At 61.1% G+C, this 16,914-nt stretch carries 17 protein-coding genes and 1 pseudogene; 13 read left to right on the top strand and 5 right to left on the bottom strand.

Annotated elements, in window-relative coordinates; all coding sequences use genetic code 11:
- The first annotated feature begins 375 nt into the window (after nucleotides 1-375).
- Nucleotides 376-1,629: a D-alanyl-D-alanine carboxypeptidase family protein gene (locus ACO07H_RS18140; protein ID WP_422016684.1), complete on the top strand. Its 1,254-nt coding sequence runs from the start codon at nucleotides 376-378 to the stop codon at nucleotides 1,627-1,629.
- Between the two features lie 501 nt (nucleotides 1,630-2,130).
- Nucleotides 2,131-2,475, top strand: a pseudogene (locus ACO07H_RS18135) (Arm DNA-binding domain-containing protein); the annotation flags it as partial.
- A gap of 12 nt (nucleotides 2,476-2,487) precedes the next feature.
- On the opposite strand, the gene ACO07H_RS18130 reads toward ACO07H_RS18135, so the two are convergent.
- Nucleotides 2,488-2,901, bottom strand: coding sequence for a hypothetical protein (locus ACO07H_RS18130; RefSeq protein ID WP_422018684.1), 414 nt, complete (start codon nucleotides 2,899-2,901; stop codon nucleotides 2,488-2,490).
- Nucleotides 2,902-2,905: 4 nt separating this feature from the next.
- Here ACO07H_RS18130 and ACO07H_RS18125 point away from each other — a divergent pair, with 4 nt between their 5' ends.
- Nucleotides 2,906-3,343 (top strand): DJ-1/PfpI family protein, encoded by a 438-nt coding sequence (locus tag ACO07H_RS18125; RefSeq protein ID WP_422016682.1) that lies wholly within the window; start codon nucleotides 2,906-2,908, stop codon nucleotides 3,341-3,343.
- 832 nt (nucleotides 3,344-4,175) lie between these two features.
- Complete coding sequence (locus ACO07H_RS18120; protein WP_422016680.1) at nucleotides 4,176-4,604, top strand: single-stranded DNA-binding protein; 429 nt, start codon at nucleotides 4,176-4,178, stop codon at nucleotides 4,602-4,604.
- Between the two features lie 167 nt (nucleotides 4,605-4,771).
- On the opposite strand, the gene stbB is transcribed toward ACO07H_RS18120, so the two are convergent.
- Nucleotides 4,772-5,512, bottom strand: coding sequence for a StbB family protein (stbB, locus tag ACO07H_RS18115; RefSeq protein ID WP_422016678.1), 741 nt, complete (start codon nucleotides 5,510-5,512; stop codon nucleotides 4,772-4,774).
- Nucleotides 5,509-5,913 carry a hypothetical protein gene (locus ACO07H_RS18110; protein ID WP_422016676.1) on the bottom strand — a complete coding sequence of 135 codons (405 nt, stop codon included), beginning with the start codon at nucleotides 5,911-5,913 and terminating at the stop codon, nucleotides 5,509-5,511. The genes stbB and ACO07H_RS18110 overlap by 4 nt, the downstream gene beginning before the upstream one ends.
- A gap of 318 nt (nucleotides 5,914-6,231) precedes the next feature.
- On the opposite strand from ACO07H_RS18110, the gene ACO07H_RS18105 reads away from it, so the two are divergent.
- The 9 genes from ACO07H_RS18105 to ACO07H_RS18065 all read left to right on the top strand — a co-directional run bounded on the left by ACO07H_RS18105 (nucleotide 6,232) and on the right by ACO07H_RS18065 (nucleotide 15,277).
- Nucleotides 6,232-6,834, top strand: a complete 603-nt coding sequence (locus ACO07H_RS18105) for a hypothetical protein (RefSeq protein WP_422016674.1) — start codon at nucleotides 6,232-6,234, stop codon at nucleotides 6,832-6,834.
- The gene (locus tag ACO07H_RS18100) at nucleotides 6,819-7,805 is read left to right on the top strand and encodes a relaxase/mobilization nuclease domain-containing protein (RefSeq protein WP_422016672.1); all 987 of its coding nucleotides are present in this window, start codon (nucleotides 6,819-6,821) and stop codon (nucleotides 7,803-7,805) included. Before ACO07H_RS18105 ends, ACO07H_RS18100 begins: the two co-directional genes overlap by 16 nt.
- 157 nt (nucleotides 7,806-7,962) lie before the next feature.
- A complete protein-coding gene (locus tag ACO07H_RS18095; protein ID WP_422016670.1) occupies nucleotides 7,963-8,142 on the top strand; it encodes a type I restriction-modification system subunit M N-terminal domain-containing protein in 180 nt (59 codons plus the stop codon).
- 71 nt (nucleotides 8,143-8,213) lie between these two features.
- The gene (locus ACO07H_RS18090; RefSeq protein WP_422016668.1) at nucleotides 8,214-9,281 is read left to right on the top strand and encodes a PDDEXK nuclease domain-containing protein; all 1,068 of its coding nucleotides are present in this window, start codon (nucleotides 8,214-8,216) and stop codon (nucleotides 9,279-9,281) included.
- 86 nt (nucleotides 9,282-9,367) lie between these two features.
- Nucleotides 9,368-9,622, top strand: coding sequence for a type II toxin-antitoxin system prevent-host-death family antitoxin (locus ACO07H_RS18085; RefSeq protein WP_422016666.1), 255 nt, complete (start codon nucleotides 9,368-9,370; stop codon nucleotides 9,620-9,622).
- A 25-nt stretch (nucleotides 9,623-9,647) separates the two neighbouring features.
- Nucleotides 9,648-11,351: a restriction endonuclease subunit S gene (locus ACO07H_RS18080; RefSeq protein WP_422016664.1), complete on the top strand. Its 1,704-nt coding sequence runs from the start codon at nucleotides 9,648-9,650 to the stop codon at nucleotides 11,349-11,351.
- Complete coding sequence (locus ACO07H_RS18075; RefSeq protein ID WP_422016662.1) at nucleotides 11,341-12,951, top strand: AAA family ATPase; 1,611 nt, start codon at nucleotides 11,341-11,343, stop codon at nucleotides 12,949-12,951. Before ACO07H_RS18080 ends, ACO07H_RS18075 begins: the two co-directional genes overlap by 11 nt.
- Nucleotides 12,951-13,796, top strand: coding sequence for a hypothetical protein (locus tag ACO07H_RS18070; protein WP_422016660.1), 846 nt, complete (start codon nucleotides 12,951-12,953; stop codon nucleotides 13,794-13,796). Before ACO07H_RS18075 ends, ACO07H_RS18070 begins: the two co-directional genes overlap by 1 nt.
- Nucleotides 13,793-15,277: an N-6 DNA methylase gene (locus ACO07H_RS18065; RefSeq protein ID WP_422016658.1), complete on the top strand. Its 1,485-nt coding sequence runs from the start codon at nucleotides 13,793-13,795 to the stop codon at nucleotides 15,275-15,277. The genes ACO07H_RS18070 and ACO07H_RS18065 overlap by 4 nt, the downstream gene beginning before the upstream one ends.
- A gap of 223 nt (nucleotides 15,278-15,500) precedes the next feature.
- On the opposite strand, the gene ACO07H_RS18060 is transcribed toward ACO07H_RS18065, so the two are convergent.
- Both ACO07H_RS18060 and ACO07H_RS18055 read right to left on the bottom strand, forming a co-directional pair.
- Nucleotides 15,501-15,986 (bottom strand): hypothetical protein, encoded by a 486-nt coding sequence (locus ACO07H_RS18060; protein WP_422016656.1) that lies wholly within the window; start codon nucleotides 15,984-15,986, stop codon nucleotides 15,501-15,503.
- The gene (locus tag ACO07H_RS18055; protein WP_422016654.1) at nucleotides 15,983-16,846 is read right to left on the bottom strand and encodes a ParA family protein; all 864 of its coding nucleotides are present in this window, start codon (nucleotides 16,844-16,846) and stop codon (nucleotides 15,983-15,985) included. Before ACO07H_RS18055 ends, ACO07H_RS18060 begins: the two co-directional genes overlap by 4 nt.
- Nucleotides 16,847-16,914: the final 68 nt, after the last annotated feature.

Below are 16,914 nucleotides of genomic sequence, written 5' to 3'. Positions count from 1 at the left end.
GCGGCCAACTGGCTTGGCGCAATGCCGAACTCACGTCGTTCGTGGTGCGATTGGCTGGGGTCTGCCGAGAGGATTCGGGACGGGTACCCGTGCGTACAGGGCCAAGTGAGGGCTCGGCCGCCCTCGGCGCTTGACCTTGAAGACGGTTGCTGAGCCGGCCACGTCAGCATGGTTGGCCCCAGGCGATGCCTGGGGTGCTTCTTTGTGATGGCGCGATGAAGGCCCGGCATCAAGGGGTTGATGCTCCCGCGTCATCGGTGATCCCGACTTGTCGTGTTCAAGCCGTTCAAGGCAGGCGTGCGTCGTTACACCCTGTCTGGGTGATCGCCCCCTACCATGCGGTCTGCTGTCGTCTCCTTGATCCTGCACCTGTCCATGATTTCCAGACTCACCTTCGCCACCCTGCCTTCCATCATCGTTGCCGGCGCGCTCATCGCCGCAGCGCCCACAACGGCCCTCAGCGCGCAGCACGCCAAGCCGCGCGCCGCGGCGCAGAAACACAAGAACAAGGCTGCTGCAGCCGAGCCCGCCTTCACCACCGACGCCAGCGGGCGGTCGGTGCCGTTGCTCGCCAACAAGGCCTGGGTGCTGATGGACTTCGACACCGGGCAGGTGCTGGCGTCCTCGAATCAGGACGAGCCGCTGCCGCCTGCATCGCTCACCAAGATGATGACCAGCTACCTGGTGGAGCAGGGTCTGAAGAGCGGCAAGCTCAAGCCCAACGACCCCGTCACCATGAGCGAGAGCGCCTGGTGCCGCGGCGGCAAGGACGGCGACAGCTGCATGTTCGTGCCGCTCAACGCGCAGGCCTCCCTGATGGACATGCTGCGCGGCGTGGTCATCGCCAGCGGCAACGATGCCTCCAAGGCCCTGGCCGAGCACATCGGCGGCTCGGAGCCCGGCTTCGTGGCAATGATGAACGCCGAGGCCAAGAAGCTGGGCATGACCAAGACCCAGTTCGCGAACGCCGCAGGGCTGCCCGACCCCAACAACAAGGCTTCGGCCCGTGACCTGGCCGTGCTGGCGGCAGCCATCATTCGCAACAGCGCCGAGTACTACCCGCTCTACGCCGAGCGCGAGTTCACGTACAACGGCATCAAGCAGGGCAACCGCAACGCGCTGCTGTACACCGACCCCACGGTCGATGGCCTCAAGACCGGCCACACCGATGAAGCCGGCTACTGCCTGACCGCCTCGGCCAAGCGCAACGGCATGCGCCTGATCTCGGTCATCATGAACGCCGACAGCAAGCAGGCCCGTGCGGACCAGACCCGCGTGCTGTTCAATTGGGGTTACGCCAACTTCGAGCAGGCGACGCCCGCGCAGGCCGGCGCGACGCTGGCCAGCGCCAAGGTCACCTACGGTGTGGCGCCGACGGTCAACGCGGGCCTGGCGCAGGCCTGGACGTTGCTGGTGCCCAAGGGTGAGGCCGGCAAGGTCCAGACCTCGGTTTCGCTGAATCCTGCACTCGAGGCGCCCATCGCCAAGGGAGCCGTGATCGGCAAGATCGTCGCCACCGCCAACGGCAAGCCGGTGGGCGAAGCCCCGGTCATCGCGCTCGCCGATGTGGAACGCGCCGGATTCTTCGAGCGCCTGCGTCAGCGCGTCGTCGGCTGGTTCTCGAAATGATCGGCTGAGGTGGGCCCAACGCCGCTGCACAGAGCGGTCGTCGGCGACATCGGCGCCCCTCGGCGCTGACCGGCGGCTCGCTGGTGCGGGTGCTGGGGAAGCCCCGCGCGCCATTGAACCAGCCGGCCCTGCTGTGCTGGCCCACGCCCTACGGCCTGCCTTCACACGTGATGCGTTATGCGGACTCAGCCAAGGCTGAAGCGGTGGCCGCACACTTTTCGCTTTGGACCTCATGCGCCTTCGTTCGGCGAACCAGGCGTTAGAGGCTTAGCCCCACAGCTTTTGGGCGGTGGACCCCTGGGTGGACCCCTCAGGAATTTTCCAAGCCCATAATGGAAAAAGGACCTAGAGGCTTTCGCTTCTAAGTCCTTGATTTCTCTTCTTGTTTTTGGTCGGGACGGCGGGATTCGAACTCGCTACCCCTTGCACCCCATGGAATTAAACAGCAAATCTTGAGAAATCTCCCGGGACGCTCTGGGACGAAAAAACCATTTGCTGACAATGGCTTACGTTGACTTCGTCGTCCCGTTGCGTTTTACTCGATGCCCAGAAATCCACGAGCTGGTTTACCCCTCGGTTTACCCCTGGAGGCACAGAGGCATGACTCGATATCCGAAGCAGGGCAAGGGTCGGAAGTGGACGATCAAGGAACTGGACGCCATTGACGCAACGTGGCGAGGCGACACGATCAGCGACGGAGATGGCCTGTCCGGCGAGGTTCGTGTGGCCGGTGATGACACGGTCACCATCCGGTTCAAGTACGCATACAAGTCCGCTGGCAAGGTCTCCTGGCATCAGTGCGGCACATGGCCGGTTCGGACGCTGGAGGCCATTCGCGCCGAGAGAGACCATGCGCGGCTACAGCTCAAGCAGGGGGTCGACCCCGGCGACAAGCGCAAGGCGGAACGACTTCAAGCACAAGCCCAAGTCCAGGCTGTGATCGCCGAGGCAGCTCGCAACGAAGCTGAGAACCTGCCACTTCGAGCGATGTTCGAAGCGTGGTTGGTGGTCCACCTCCAGCCTGAGGCTGGTGGTCTTGCTGAAAGACAGGTCGGGCGCGTCGTTGAACTGCCGCGACCACGGCAGGTCGGCGGGGCGGTTGCCCGCCGCCGGTACGCCGTAGTCGGTGCGGTAGCGCTGGTCGCTGTAGTCCAGCGTGGCCATGACCGTGGTCTGAGAGCTGGGGAGCCAGGCCAGGGCGGCGCTGAAGGCGCCGAGCTTGTCCTGCACGTAGTCGCGGATGGAGTCGGTGGTGTAGTAGGACGCGGACAAGGACGTGCTCGCCTTCCTGGCTGACCGCGGCAGCCGCGCGAAGTGGGTCACCAGCGTCTGCACCGGCTCGCTGGTGCTCGGCGCCGCGGGGCTCCTGAAGGGCTACAAGGCCACGTCGCACTGGGCAACGCGCGCACTGCTGAAGGACGCGGGCGCCATCGAGACCGAGGGGCGCGTCGTGCGGGACCGCAACCGCATCACGGGAGCAGGTGTCAGCGCGGGGCTGGACCTCGGCCTGACCCTCGTCGGCATGCTGCGTGACCAAGCCTATGCCGAGACGGTTCAGCTGCTTGCCGAGTACGCGCCAGAGCCGCCGTTCAATGCTGGATCACCGCGGACCGCGCCATCTGCGGTCAAGGACGTGACCGAAGCCATGTTCCCGGACTTCAATGCCAAGGCTCGGGCGTCGCTCTTCAGGCGCTCAGCGGAGCGCCCGGCCTGAGGGGTACAGGCCGGGCGCTGCGCGCCCGGCGGGCCGTGGACAACGCGTTGCGTTGCCCACCGCTTTAGAAGTTTGCGAACTCGAAGCTGAGCAGGCTTTGTCTGGCCACGGCTGGTGATCATGAGCAGCAGAAACGCTGCCCAGCTTGCTGAACTTGCTGACCAACATCGCCGGAATACGCAGCACTGGGTGGACGCGCGAGGCCCATGGTGCTTACGAGCCCGGCGGCGGCCCTCCCGCGGCCGGGATTCGCGGGCCTGCTTCCTTCCCGCTGCGCGTGAACGGGCCCGCTGGCGAACAGGCCGGCCCTGATCGGAGGCGCTGCGCGCGGTGGCGGCCAGATCGCCCTCCCGGCCACCCGCCAAGCCCGGAGCCGGGCCGCTGAAGCCCGTGAAGTGCTCGCCGAGGCTCGACCGTCGCGCCAGTCGCTGCGCTTGGTGTCACGCCGGCCGCGGAGCCGCCGCGGCTCGGGTCATGCGGGCGACTTCGATGCAGCCGCTGCGCCAGGCGGGGCTGGCACATCAGCTGCGCGGCTTCGTCGCCCGAGGGGAGGGCAGCCGCGTGCGCCAGTCGTCCCACCGCGCTCCCCCCACAACCCCCGTCCCTGGGTGAGGGGGACTTGTGGGGGGATCTCAATGCGGTGGGCCGGGAAACCGGCGCACTGCTTCGGCTGCGAGGTTCAAACATCCATCCCCAACCCCTTCCCGCTGGAAGGGGCCGTGCCAACCCCCCGCCCGCCCGTGGGCGGGAGCGAGGAGAGCCGAGCGAGAGGATCAGTTTTGCAGGGATCCATTGCGGAACCCGGCTGGCCTCTCTCGCAAGGAGATTGGTCATGGCCAACGTTCAAGTCATCCAGCGCAATGCGCACCTGGCGGGCGCGGTCAAGCTCGAATTCGTCTCGGGCCGCGAGGGTCGGATTGCCAAGGCGACGCTGACGGCGATCAGCAACAACGTCCGCGGATCGGGCGAGGCGCGGGAACAGCAATCCACGGCGATCCAGTGGACGTTGTGGGGCGCACAGGCTGAAAACGCAGCCGAGTACCTCGGGCGCGGTTCGCACGTGAATATCGTCGGCCGCCTGCGCAACAACAACTATGTGAGGGACGAGGAGACGGTCTACAGCTGGGACTTTGCCGTCGAGGAAATCGACTACCTGGACAGCCGTGCCGAAGGCGAAGCGCGCCGCAGCACCGCCCAGGTTGCGGACGGGGCCAGCGCCAAGGGCAGCACCACGCGGCGTCCTGCCCGCGCGGAGGCCTGAACCCACCCGGCGGGCGTCGCCGAGCAGGCCATGCCCGCCTTCGAACTCATCCATTGATCGAAGGAGTCCATCATGGGCCACGGCATCGATGCGGTCGAGCAGAGCTGCCACATCGCCAAGCGCCTCTGCAAGCAGGGCCTCCCGTGCGGACAGCGGCGCAAGGTCGTTCATGAGGCCTGCTTTGTGGCGCGCCGCGGCGGCGACGATTGCGCGCCCAGATGGAGCGCAGCGAAGCAGCTGTCCAGCTCTGGCAGGACGCCGAGGGCCAGGCGCTGGGTGGCCAGTTGCTGCGCCAAGTCGATCTTCGTCGGCGAGTCCGGGGCTTTCGCGATGAGGGCCTTGTAGTCTGTCTGGTCGGCGGCGAGTTCCGACATGCTGAGTTTCGTCCTGCGCAGGCGCGCGTAGATCTCGTTCTCCCGCAGCCTGCATGCCGTGTCGGACGTGGCGATGGGCTGCTCGGCGAGGAATGCGAGCAAGAGGTAGAAGGCCTGTTCGACCGTGGTTCCTCTTTGCACCATATTGAACAAGATCTTCAAACGGCTCGGTATGACGCCGAGCTGCGCGAGGTCAACCAGCGTGGCGATCGTGTCCTGCTGCTGCTTCACAGCAGGCACCGTGGGAACGATGAAGAAATCGAAATCGTTGTGGCTGCCGCTGTACTGCTGCATGAGGTCGAGCAGGTCCTCGATGTTGCTCGCACCGATGTCCACTACCGCGCTATTGATGGTCTGCAGGTACTCCTGCAACTCGGCAAACTGCCGGCCGCGCAGCGTCGGTCCACGCTCGGAACCTGCGTTGCTGCTTTCGATGGAAACCAGTTCGGCGCCAGGCATGCGGGGCAGCAAGAGGTGGCGGGCAATCGTCGTCTTGCCGACGTTGCCAGAGAAGTTGATCACTGCAACTTTCATGATTGCTCCTTTGCTCGGATGAGCGGGTTGTCACACTGCGAGCGCCTGAACTCTTCCGCGACGGCTTTCCCGCTGCGAGGCGTTGGGGAAGTAGAGGCAGCCGGCTGCGCAAATTCGGCCTTGCTGATGCGGACAGACTCGTCTCTCGATGGCGCAGGCTGATGACCGTGGCCCGTCACGTGGCCGAAGGTGTCTACCATGCCGGCATGCTTGTCGGGGGACCGGGCGGCTTCGCGCTGAACCGTCCGGTTGCTGACGTCAACGCCGACGGCAGCAAGGGCGGCGCGGATCGCCTCGAACGTGTAGCCCTGGGATCTCAGGCGCCGGATGTCGGCCGAATACGCCCGTGCCTTTCGCGTTGTTCTGCCTGGCGGATCGGCTGGAGCGAGCTTGGTTGACATGGCGAGCCTTTCACACTGCGGTTGGTCAGGCGTCGGGCGGTCCTTGGACGGCCTCGGGCGGCTCTTGGTCGGTTCTCGGCCACCGGGTGGTCGGTCACTAGGCGCTTTCGGCGCGGTTGGCGCGCGGCCAATGGCGGTTTCTGGTCACCTGTGGAAAGACTAGGGCCGGAGATCGGTCGCAGAGGATCGTGATTCGGGCCCGAATCACCACGCTTCGGGCGTGCTGTGCGGGCCAATACTTGATTCAGATGTGAGTGCAGAGATAGGCGGCCTGCCGCCGTTTTCACAAGCGCTCCGCAGCCTCCTTGCAGTCGGCTCATGAACACCTCCACTCATGACTTCGTCACGGTCGATATGCGCGGCCTGAAGGCCGCGCTGGTGGCTCATGCGAAGGCGAAGAGGTGCAGCGTGTCGGTCGTCGTCCGCGACGCCGTGGCGCGCGAACTGGCGTCCGATGCGACCGAAGGTGCGGCGCAGCTCGGCTCTCCCGAAGCGCACGACGAGGCAACTGGCTGGGTCAAGCTTTCGATCCGTGTCAGGCGCACCGAAGCGGATCGCCTTGCCGCCGGTGCGCGGGCGGCGCAGCTGTCGAGAGGTGCCTACCTGGTGGGGCTGTCGGATGGCGTTCCCGTGCTTCGCACGGGCGGACGCGCCGAGCACATTTCGTCGCTGGTGGCCTCGTGCGCGGAGCTGTCGACGCTCAGCCGCAACACGCATCAGCTCACAGCTCTTCTTCGCGAAGGCAACGTTCGGCAGGCTATCGCCTACCGCGACATGCTGGACAGCATGACGGCCGAACTTCGCGAGCATCTTCGCCTCGCAGCGCAGGTGCTGTCGGCGTTGCAAAACCCGCGGGCGTCCTCGCATGGAGCGCCGAACCGGCGGCAGCAGAAACGGAGTGACCCATGGCACAAGGTGTGAACATCGACGGCGTCCTGGTGACGTGGGGTGACCGGCTCTTCTATCCCGGCAACCGGGTCGTCAAGGGGGCTCCTGCGCCGAAGCTGAGAGGCGATGCCGCAGCCCGTCGGGCAGCCACGATCCGCAAGCGAATCGAGGCGACAGTGCTTCGGCGTGTTCCCCAGGTGATGATCAAGGTAACGGGCGGCGGGCGCGGCATGCAGGCCATTGCCGCGCACTTCCGCTACATCAGCAAGAACGGCCGGCTGCAGATTGAGGACCAGCGCGGCGAGACGTTGAGGGGCAAGGAAGCCCTGCGCGATCTGGCCGACGAGTGGCGTTTCGGCGGCTCGCTGATTCCTGAAGCTGCCGAGCCCGGCCATCGGCGCGAAGCCTTCAACATCATGCTGTCCATGCCGCGCGGCACAGACCCGTTGGCGGTCCAGCGTGCCGCGCGCGAATTCGCGCAGGCCGAACTGGCCGACCACAAGTACGTGATGGTCCTGCATGACCATCAGGCCAATCCGCACGTTCACCTCAGCGTGCGGGCTGAGTCCATTCATGGCAAGCGGCTCAATCCGCGCAAGGCGGACCTGCATTGCTGGCGCGAGACCTTTGCCGAGAAGCTGCGGGGCTATGGCATCGACGCCGAAGCGAGCCTGCAGGCGACACGGGGGCAGCGCCGCAGCTTCGAGCCACTTTGGCGCATCAACGCGCGAGAGGACGGGCGGCTTCGCGCCGACCATTCCGATGCCGTCGGCGGTGCACCGGCTTACGCTGCTCGGGCCGTCACCGCCGAGGCCTGGATGCACATTGGACGTGCCCTGGCGCTGTCTGGCGATGCCGCCGACCGCAAGCTTGCCCAGGCCGTCGTGAACTTTGTGCAGGGGATGCCCCATGTCCAAGGACAAGGGACCGTTGGGGACCGATCTCGCATCGGCCAGGCGGACGTGCATCAGGCACCGGGCTCGGAGCGGATGCCATCGCGGTAGCTGCCCCAGCAAGAGGCGGCGGCAGCCCGGGCCACCTACCGCATGAAGGACAATTTGCCGCAGCGTGTGGGAGCGACGCATGGAGGCTGGCCGTTGCTCCCGACCGCGACGGTGCCCCGGGAGGTGCCCACCCCAAGACCGAGAGAGAAGACCCTCCATGGATCAGGCAACACACATCAAGCTTGTTTCGTTCAGCTGGGGCATTGCCGACGATGTCCTGCGCGACCTATTCAAGCGCAGCAAGTATCCCGATGTCATGCTGCCCTTTTGCGTGCTGCGTCGCATGGATGCCGCGCTAGAGCCGACCAAGCAGGCAGTAGGCGGGGCGGCGGCATGAGCCCGCGCAAACCGGCAGAGGCCAAGCCCGCGCGTGTTAAGGGCTTGGGCGCGGTCGTTGCCCAACCTTCAGTGGCTGAGCCCATCGAGGCGTCCTTTGCCGAGGTGGTGGGCCTCATCGAGCAAGCCCGTCAGCGGGCCTACCAGGCGGTCGACCGTGAATTGGTCGGTTTGTACTGGCGCATTGGCCAGTACATCAGTGCCAAGCTGGCGGCTGCCGTCTGGGGCGAGGGCGTGGTGGACCGCCTGGCCGAGCACCTTGCGCGCACCATGCCCGGGCAGCGCGGCTTCACCCGCAGGAACCTCTTCCGCATGCGGCAATTTTTCGAGGCCTACGGCGCCGACGAGAAAGTGACGGCACTGCTGACACAACTGCCCTGGACACACAACCTCATCATCCTGACCCAGTCCAAGCGCCCTGAGGAACGGCAGTTCTACCTGCGCATGGCTGTGCAGGAGAGGTGGAGCAGCCGCGAGCTGGAGCGCCAGTACAGCCTTGGCAGCTTCGAGCGCGCTGTGCTGAGCCCGACAAAAGTGTCGGCAGCGCTGACACAAATGCATGGTGACGCTGCCACTGCTGCCTTCAAGGACAGCTACGCCGTCGAATTCCTGAGCCTGCCGGCCGACCACAGCGAGGCCGACTTGCATCGCGGTCTGCTGGGCCAGTTGCGGGCCTTCCTGATCGAGCTGGGCCGCGACTTCTGTTTTGTCGGCTCGGAGTTCCCGGTGCAGGTCGGTGGCCGCGACTTTGCGCTCGACCTGCTGTTCTTCCACCGGGGGCTGAACTGCCTGGTCGCCATCGAGTTGAAGGTGGAACGCTTCGAGCCTGAGCATCTGGGCAAGCTGAACTTCTACCTCGAAGCGCTGGACCGCGATGTGCGCAAGTCGCACGAGAACCCGGCCATCGGCGTGCTGCTTTGCGCGTCCAAGGACAGCGAGGTGGTGGAGTACGCGCTGAGCCGCAGCCTCTCGCCGGCGCTGGTGGCGCAGTACCAGACCCAACTGCCCGACAAGCAGATGTTGGCCGCCAAACTGCATGAGTTCTATGCCTTCAATGCGGCGGCGGCCGAGGATCAGGTCGCGCCGATTGCTGCTGCACCTGTGCGCCGCGAGAAGAAGGGTGGGCGGCGTGACGGGTGAGCGCAGGCCGTACGCCGAGTACGTAGGTCGCCGGCAGCCGACCAGATAGTAGCTAAAGTAGCTCTTTTTCAATAAAAGATGCTGCGATGCGATCCATGTCAGCGCGCGACGCCAAGAACTTCTTCGGCAAGTTGATCGACGTGGCTCGGGCGGAGCCAGTGGCGATCGAAAAGCATGGTCGAACCGTCGTCGTAGTTCTCTCAATTGAAAGCTACGACCTGCTAAAGACCGGCGAAGGGGCCTGCCCACCTGTCGATAGCGCCCGTGCAAGGACAGCAGAGCGGCTCACGCAGAGATCGGCAATGACAAAAAGGGCGGGGGGGGCCGATGAGCACAAATAGGGCGAAGCTTCCACCAAGTTGGGCAGTGGTCAAGGTGGACAGGGTCGGTGCTATTCGCTTGGGGCGGCAGCGGTCCCCAGACAAGCACACCGGCGAGCATCCGACGAAGTATCTGCGAGCGGCGAACATCAAGCCTGCCGGAATTGATCTGACCGACGTTCTGACGATGGACTTCACGCCATCGGAGCGAGTCACCTTCGCACTGCAGCTTGGCGACATCTTATTGACCGAGGCATCGGGCAGTTCGAGCCAAGTCGGGAGAGCCGCGCTTTGGCGAGGCGATCTTGCTGAGTGCTGCTATCAGAACACCCTCATCCGATTCCGGCCTCACGCGGTGACGCCGGAATATGCGCTGACAGTCTTCAGGCACTATGTGGCATCCGGCGCCTTTGCTGGTCTGGCGAGGGGCGTAGGCATCCAACATCTTGGCGCGAGTCGGTTTGCAGGACTCGCGTTCCCACTTCCACCGCTGAAAGAGCAGACGCGTATCGCGAGAGCCGTTGAAGACAGGCGTCGGGAGATTCGCGACGCGCAGTTGCATCTGCGGAGCGCATTGGATCATCTGGACGCGCAGCGTAAAGAGATATTGGCTGCGGCAGCTCATGGAGAGTTGGTCGCCTTGCCAAGAGGCGTTGCAGAGGGCGCTGAGGAAGCCGCGAAAACGCGAGAAAACCTAGCGCCGAGAACGAGCACCCCTCAGAACTCGCTGTTTGACCTTGGTGATGGCGTGCAATCGGAGAGTGACGCGCCGCCTCTCCCATCCGGCTGGATATCGGTAAGGGTTGATGAAGCTGGGGCCGCACGTCTAGGGCGACAGCGCTCGCCACAACATCATCGAGGCGAGCATCTGAGACCTTACTTGCGCGTGGCCAACGTGCTTGAGGATCGCATTGACACGGCCGAAGTCCACGAGATGAACTTCACGCCCGACGAATACAAGAACTACATGCTTGAGCGCGGCGACATCCTTCTAAATGAAGGCCAAAGCCTCGAACTCGTCGGCCGCCCTGCAATGTTTCGCGACCAGGTTCCTGGAGCCTGCTTTCAGAATCACCTTATTCGATTTCGCGCGGGTGCGGCAGTAGACCCAGAGTTCGCGCTATTGGTCTTCCTTCACTACCTGCACTCTGGAAAGTTCCGGAGCTTGGCCAGAGGCTCTACGAACATCGCGAACCTGGGATTAGAGCGCTTTAGGGCGATGCCATTCCCAGTGCCGCCGCTCAAGGAACAGGAAGCCATCGTCAAGGAAGCCCGACTGCGCATGGACGCTGTAAGCGCTCAGATGACGGCCGTGCGTTCATCGATGGAACGCCTGCCTGAGATGGAACGTGAGTTGCTCGCTGCCGCCACGGCAGGGGAATTGGTCGACCAGGACCTTAGCGACGAGTCGGCGGACGAACTGCTCGCCAGGCTTGGCGAGCCCACGGAAGCTGTGGTAGCGCTGTCTCTGAACAAGGAGAAAAAGACTTCGAAAGGAAGCGCAATGAAGAAAAAATCTGGATCAGCTCCCTCAGGCGGCCGTCAGCCAAAGCTCGTAGAGGTCTTGAAGAGGGCCGGGCGCCCGCTTGCTCTACCAGAACTCTTTGCGCTCGCTGGCTTTGATCGCGATGAGCCCGAGCAGGTGGAGTTGTTCTACTTGGCCCTCCGCTCCGAACTGAACCACACCATCAGACAAGTAGGCGCAGATACCGAAAACGCCGTGCTGCAGGAGATCGGTGATGCGGCTTGACAAGGTCACGATCGGCGAGTTCAAGAACTTACGCAACCTCCAAGTCGACTTCGACGAAAAGTCTCCTTACACCGTTTTGGTTGGCGAGAACGGAGCGGGGAAGTCGAACCTTATTGAAGCTCTGTCGCTCATCTTCAGAAATCTTGACCTTGATGTCGAGGCGCCCTTCAGTTATCAGATTCGTTATCAGTGTCGTGAGCACGACATAGAAATTCACGCCGAATGCGATCAGTTTCCGAGATTCTCCGCTCGACCGCTCGGAGTGGGCGAGTACGTTGAAATTGCCCGGAAGCGTTTCATGGCTGAAGATGACAACGGCCGGCCGCTGTACCGCCCAGGCTTTGTATTCGGTTACTACTCTGGTCCGAGCGACAGGCTTGCCGCCATATTCGAGAAGCACCGCGAACGATATTACAACTGGATCATCAAGTCCGCCGAACAGCGAGGCAGTGCGCGCATCGCAGATCCCAACAGCCTTCGTCGGCTTTTCTACGCACAAACGCTGCACGGGCAGTTTGCTCTGATTGCATTCTTCATGAGCGCGAGAAGTGGAAGCGACGATGACCGATCATTCCTGCGCGAGCACCTGCAAATCGATGGCCTCGATAGCGTTCTGTTCGCGTTGAAACGTCCTCCATGGAAACGGCAGGGTGGAGATCCCCGGTTCTGGGGTGCTGTGGGCGAAGTTCAAGAATTTCTGGGCCGGCTCTATGGCAAGGCCATGCTTCCAGCGCGCATGGACAGGCGCATCGCAATCGACCTGACGAAGAATCCGGTGGTTGAGAGCTTGTACCTGTTCCTGCCTACCGCAGAGGCACTCCAACAAGTGTTCGCTTCCTATGCGGACCAGTATGCGTTCTTCACCGCACTGGAGAGCATGCATTTGTCCAAACTGCTAGGTGAAGTGAGAACGCGAGTTCGAATGACGCCTGCGGCGGGGGGCGGAGAGGTGACTTATCGCGATCTCAGCGAAGGTGAGCAGCAGTTGTTGCTCGTTCTGGGCTTGCTGAAATTTACTGCGCGTGAGGAGGCGTTGTTCTTGCTCGATGAGCCGGACACGCACCTGAATCCAAGCTGGAGCACGCAATATCTAGATTTCTTGGATCGTTTCATCCGAGGTCGTGACAGTTGCCACATCGTCATGTCTTCACATGATCCACTGGTATTTGCAGGACTCAAGCGAGATCAAGTCAGGATTTTTCGCCGCGATGCGGAAGGCAGGGCTGTCGCGGAATTACCGGAAAATGATCCTCGCGGAATGGGGGTTGCCGCCATTCTCACGAGCGATCTTTTCCGACTGCGTTCGACTCTGGACCCGCAAACGCAGGGCGCCCTTGATCGGCAACGAGTGCTTGCAATCAATGAAACTCTAACACCCGAAGAAGAGACAGAGCTTCGTGAGATCAAGGTTCGACTGAGGGATCTGGGCTTAGATCAGACGATTCGTGACCCACTTTATGAGCAGTTTGTGAGGGCGTGGACGGAGCAGCAAGATCCGGCATGGGCTGAAACCTTTCAACTTACTCCCGAGCAGTTGGAGGCGCGAGCAAAATTGGCGGCCAAGATTGTGGAGAAGCTTCGCGAGACTGAGGGTCAGTGATGCGCTTCATCGATCTTGAAGACCTCAAACCACGGATCAGACACTTGCTGCCGGCTTTGGAAGCCGCCCAGGCTGCCGTCCTTTCTGAGACGGACCCTGTCCAGCGCGCAGCATTGATAGCGGCTCATCGGGTGCATTGGGTTGCGCTACGCGCCGAGTTCTCGGCGTACTCGCACGGCAAGTGCTGGTATGTCGAATGCAAAAATCCGGGCAGTGATGACGATATCGATCATTTCCGGCCCAAGTTGGGTGTGAAAGAGGACACGACGCATCCAGGCTACTTCTGGTTAGCTTTTGACTGGAAAAACCTTCGCCTGAGCTGCCACAGAGCAAATCGTCCACGTATCAACCCAGACGGGGCAGGTACTGGAGGCAAAGCCGGGCACTTCCCTTTGGTGAATCCTGTGGCCCGAGCATTTACGCCGGCCGATGGAAAAGGCCAGGAGGTGCCGGCGTTGCTTGATCCAACCGACCCACAAGACGTCGCAATGCTGACGTTTCAGCAGAACGGGGAGGTCGCTCTTTCACCGCAATTCAAAGGACAGGCGGCAGCGGAGGCGAAGTTCGCCGCGAGCCGGTTAATACTGCACCTGGATTGGCCTGCGTTCAGAGAAGCGCGAGTGGTGCTGTACAACCAGATCGAGAGAACTATAGACCGACTCGTCCGAGAGGCTCCAGGCGACGATCCGAATGCTCCTCCGACGCAAGCGTTCTATGACGCCATCAGAGATTTGAAGAATGCAATGAAGTCTGATCAAGAGTATTCCTCCGCAGCGCGGGTTTATGTTGAATCGTTTAAGCACATCTGGTGGGTGCGTGAAGTTGTTATGAAGGTAGCGGCATGAAGAAGGCAACTCTGAATGCCAATGCAGACGCAGGCGCGCTGGTTCGCAAGCTCTGGCAATACTGCAATGTCTTGCGAGACGATGGTCTTTCTTACCCCGACTACGTTGAGCAATTGACGTATCTCCTATTCCTCAAGATGTCCGACGAGCAGAAAGGCGGACCAGTTCCTGCCGAGTACGGGTGGCGCTCGCTCGTTAACCTTGATGCCGACGCGATGCGAACGCAATATGAACGGGTATTGGTCGAAATGGCCCAGCAAGGAGGCATGCTAGGACTGATATTTAGAAATGCGAAGAACAAGATCCGTGATCCCGCGAAACTGAGGCTGCTCGTAGTCGAGCTGATTGGTCAGACCGAGTGGACTGGACTGTCGAGCGATTTGAAGGGCGATGCCTACGAAGGACTGCTGGAGAAAAATGCTCGTGACACAAAGAGTGGTGCGGGCCAATATTTCACTCCGAGATCTTTGATTGATATAATCGTTGAGTGCGTCGATCCTCAACTAGGCGAAGTCATTTGTGACCCCGCATGCGGCACAGCCGGTTTTCTGCTGGCTGCTCACGACTATTTGAGGCGAAGCAATCCACAGATGACGCGAGCACAGCAGAAGAAGCTGGCCACGAAATCGATTCGCGGTGTCGAACTGGTGGAGGAAGTCGCGCGGCTGGCGACGATGAACCTGTTGCTGCATGGAGTCGGCGGCAATGCGGAATCCGAGTTGCCCATCACGTGCACGGATAGTCTCAAGACACCCCCGACGCATCACGTCGATGTCGTGCTAACGAACCCGCCATTCGGCATCAAAGGCAGCGTCACATACACGCAGGATCAGAAGAGTGTTCGCGGCGACGACAGCTTGACGGTGGTGCGCGCAGATTTCTGGGTTCAGACTGCGAACAAGCAACTCAACTTCCTTCAGCACATCGTCGCGCAACTGAAGCCCGGCGGACGGGCCGCAGTCGTCGTGCCAGACAACGTTTTGTACGAAGGTGGTGCAGGAGCGGTGATCCGCAGGCGGCTGCTAGAAGCATGCAAGCTGCACACGCTCTTGCGGCTTCCAGCAGGGCTGTTTTATGCCCAGGGGGTCAAGGCCAATGTGCTTTTCTTCGACAGGCGTCAGGCGGGTGAGAAGCCGCAACGATCTGAGCATCTATGGATCTATGAGTTGCGCACCACGAAACGCTATTCCCTAAAGACAAACCCGCTTCAGCGCGAAGACCTCGACGAATTCTTGAAGCTTTACAAGAGTGGCAAGGCTCGGCGCGATGCAGCTGGGAAAATCACCGCTGGGGGATCATCGTCTCGGTCTTACCGCATACAGGAGATCCTCGCTACAGAGGAGTGTTTGTGGGATATGGCAGCGGCAGAGGGTGACGGCCGTGCTCGCCAGCCTGGGCTTGCCAGATTGGAAGAACTCTCACGCTTGGTGGCGGATGACCTGCGGCGTGCGCTGGCGCTGATCAACGGTCAATCTATTTAGCGTTCAGTCATCGCACCTTGGTGGTAAATGCAGACTGCTAAGTTGTCATTCGGTGACGGTTCCATCTTGCGCGAAAAGTTCCACCTCGCGTGAAAACGGACAGTCAGTTCAGTGGTGAGTGCCGCGCTCCATCGCCCCTCTGACGACCAAAACGAGCGGCGACGAGCAAGGCGCCATCGTGCCAGTTCGCTGGCACGTCAGGTGAAGAGTATGGCTGACGCAACTACTTTCTACCAAGAATCTCGTCGGAAATAATGCCTAGCGAAGAATAAGTAGACGAAGGCGCCTCAGCTAAAACGCTACTCAACTCATCTGTCGTAAGGTTTGCCAATTGACGCGCAACCTTGCCGAAAGCGCCATCGCGCTTCTTTATCGAACTGCTAGGCTGACCGTGCCTATCTAAGAAGCGCCGAACATCCTTTAACTCGGGCAAATAGGTACGGGCGACAAAGCGCGCCTGAATCTTCCGCAGCAAGTCGGCCTTCTCGGGATGCTCCGCGAGCAAAGTCTCAATGGAGCCACCCACACTTGCGGCTCTTGCTCGCTTTTTAAGACCAGCGTGCCCACCTTTCAGCACTTCATCCAGCTGAGTCCGCAAGTCGGCAGAAGGAAGACCGAGGAGCGGGGCCAGCGCCTCTAGCACACCAATTTCACCATGCTGCGCAAGCAGTAGGGATAGATGTAGCTGCAAGTACTCTTTCGATGTCATGGCGTCTTAGGTTTGGTGAGTCCAACAGAGTCCAGGAACTCTTCGACAAAATTCGAAAACTCAGCAGTCACTTCGTACCGCACATAGCTCGTACTCCCGATTGGAGTCCCTTCACGAGCCGCTTTAGGGTAGGAGGCGGAGTAACGAACGTGCGTTTCATAGACGTGCCATTCGTTCTTTTTTGCCTCTTTTTGGACCTCTTTTACAGATGTCTTTCCTTCTGGCCCTTCCGAGTATGAGGAAGAGTGGTTGAAGACAATTCCGCAAATATCAAGCGCGTGGTCTGTATTTTCATATTTGAATTCATTGATAGAACGCGCAAGCAACGGAAGCCCGATAGTCGCCATAAATTCAGGCTTAACTGGCACGAGTGCGTAGCGGCTCGCATGGTATGCCGCCTCGGTAAGAATTGACTCAGTGGGGGCGCAATCAAGCAAAATCAGGTCATATTGTTCCTGAATCTTGCTAAGCGCTTTTGCAAGTCGACGCTCCTTCCCAGTCGGATTCTTGAGCGTATGCGACAACTCAAGACGACTCGGGATTAAATCGAGGTTCGTCTTTGACCAATAGCCAGCCTTCTTGATTATTACATCTTTGATATTGAACGGTTTCGGGCTATCGCTTCCATCCGAAGGCGGGAGATAGTTTTCAAATACAGCGGACACCGTTGGCTTTTTGTCCTTTAGCAATTTGACGTATTTTTCAGGGCTAAGGATTGCTTGGCTGAGATTGGATTGCGGATCCAAATCTACAGCCAAAGTCCGAAGGTTCCTACGGTCTGCAGCGTGAGCAAGCTGGGTTGCGAGCGTAGTTTTTCCAACGCCCCCCTTCATGTTGATCAGACTTACTGTGACAGCCATCGATATCTCCCTTTTTCATACGAGAAAGCCGGCGATTTGCAGAAGCGCCGAGATGCGCCGCACAGGCA

It is taken from the genome of Roseateles sp. (assembly GCF_965229315.1).
In the GTDB taxonomy this organism is placed as follows: domain Bacteria; phylum Pseudomonadota; class Gammaproteobacteria; order Burkholderiales; family Burkholderiaceae_C; genus Pelomonas.
Note: the sequence above shows the minus strand (reverse complement) of the source record. Positions and strands in the feature narration are given on the sequence as shown.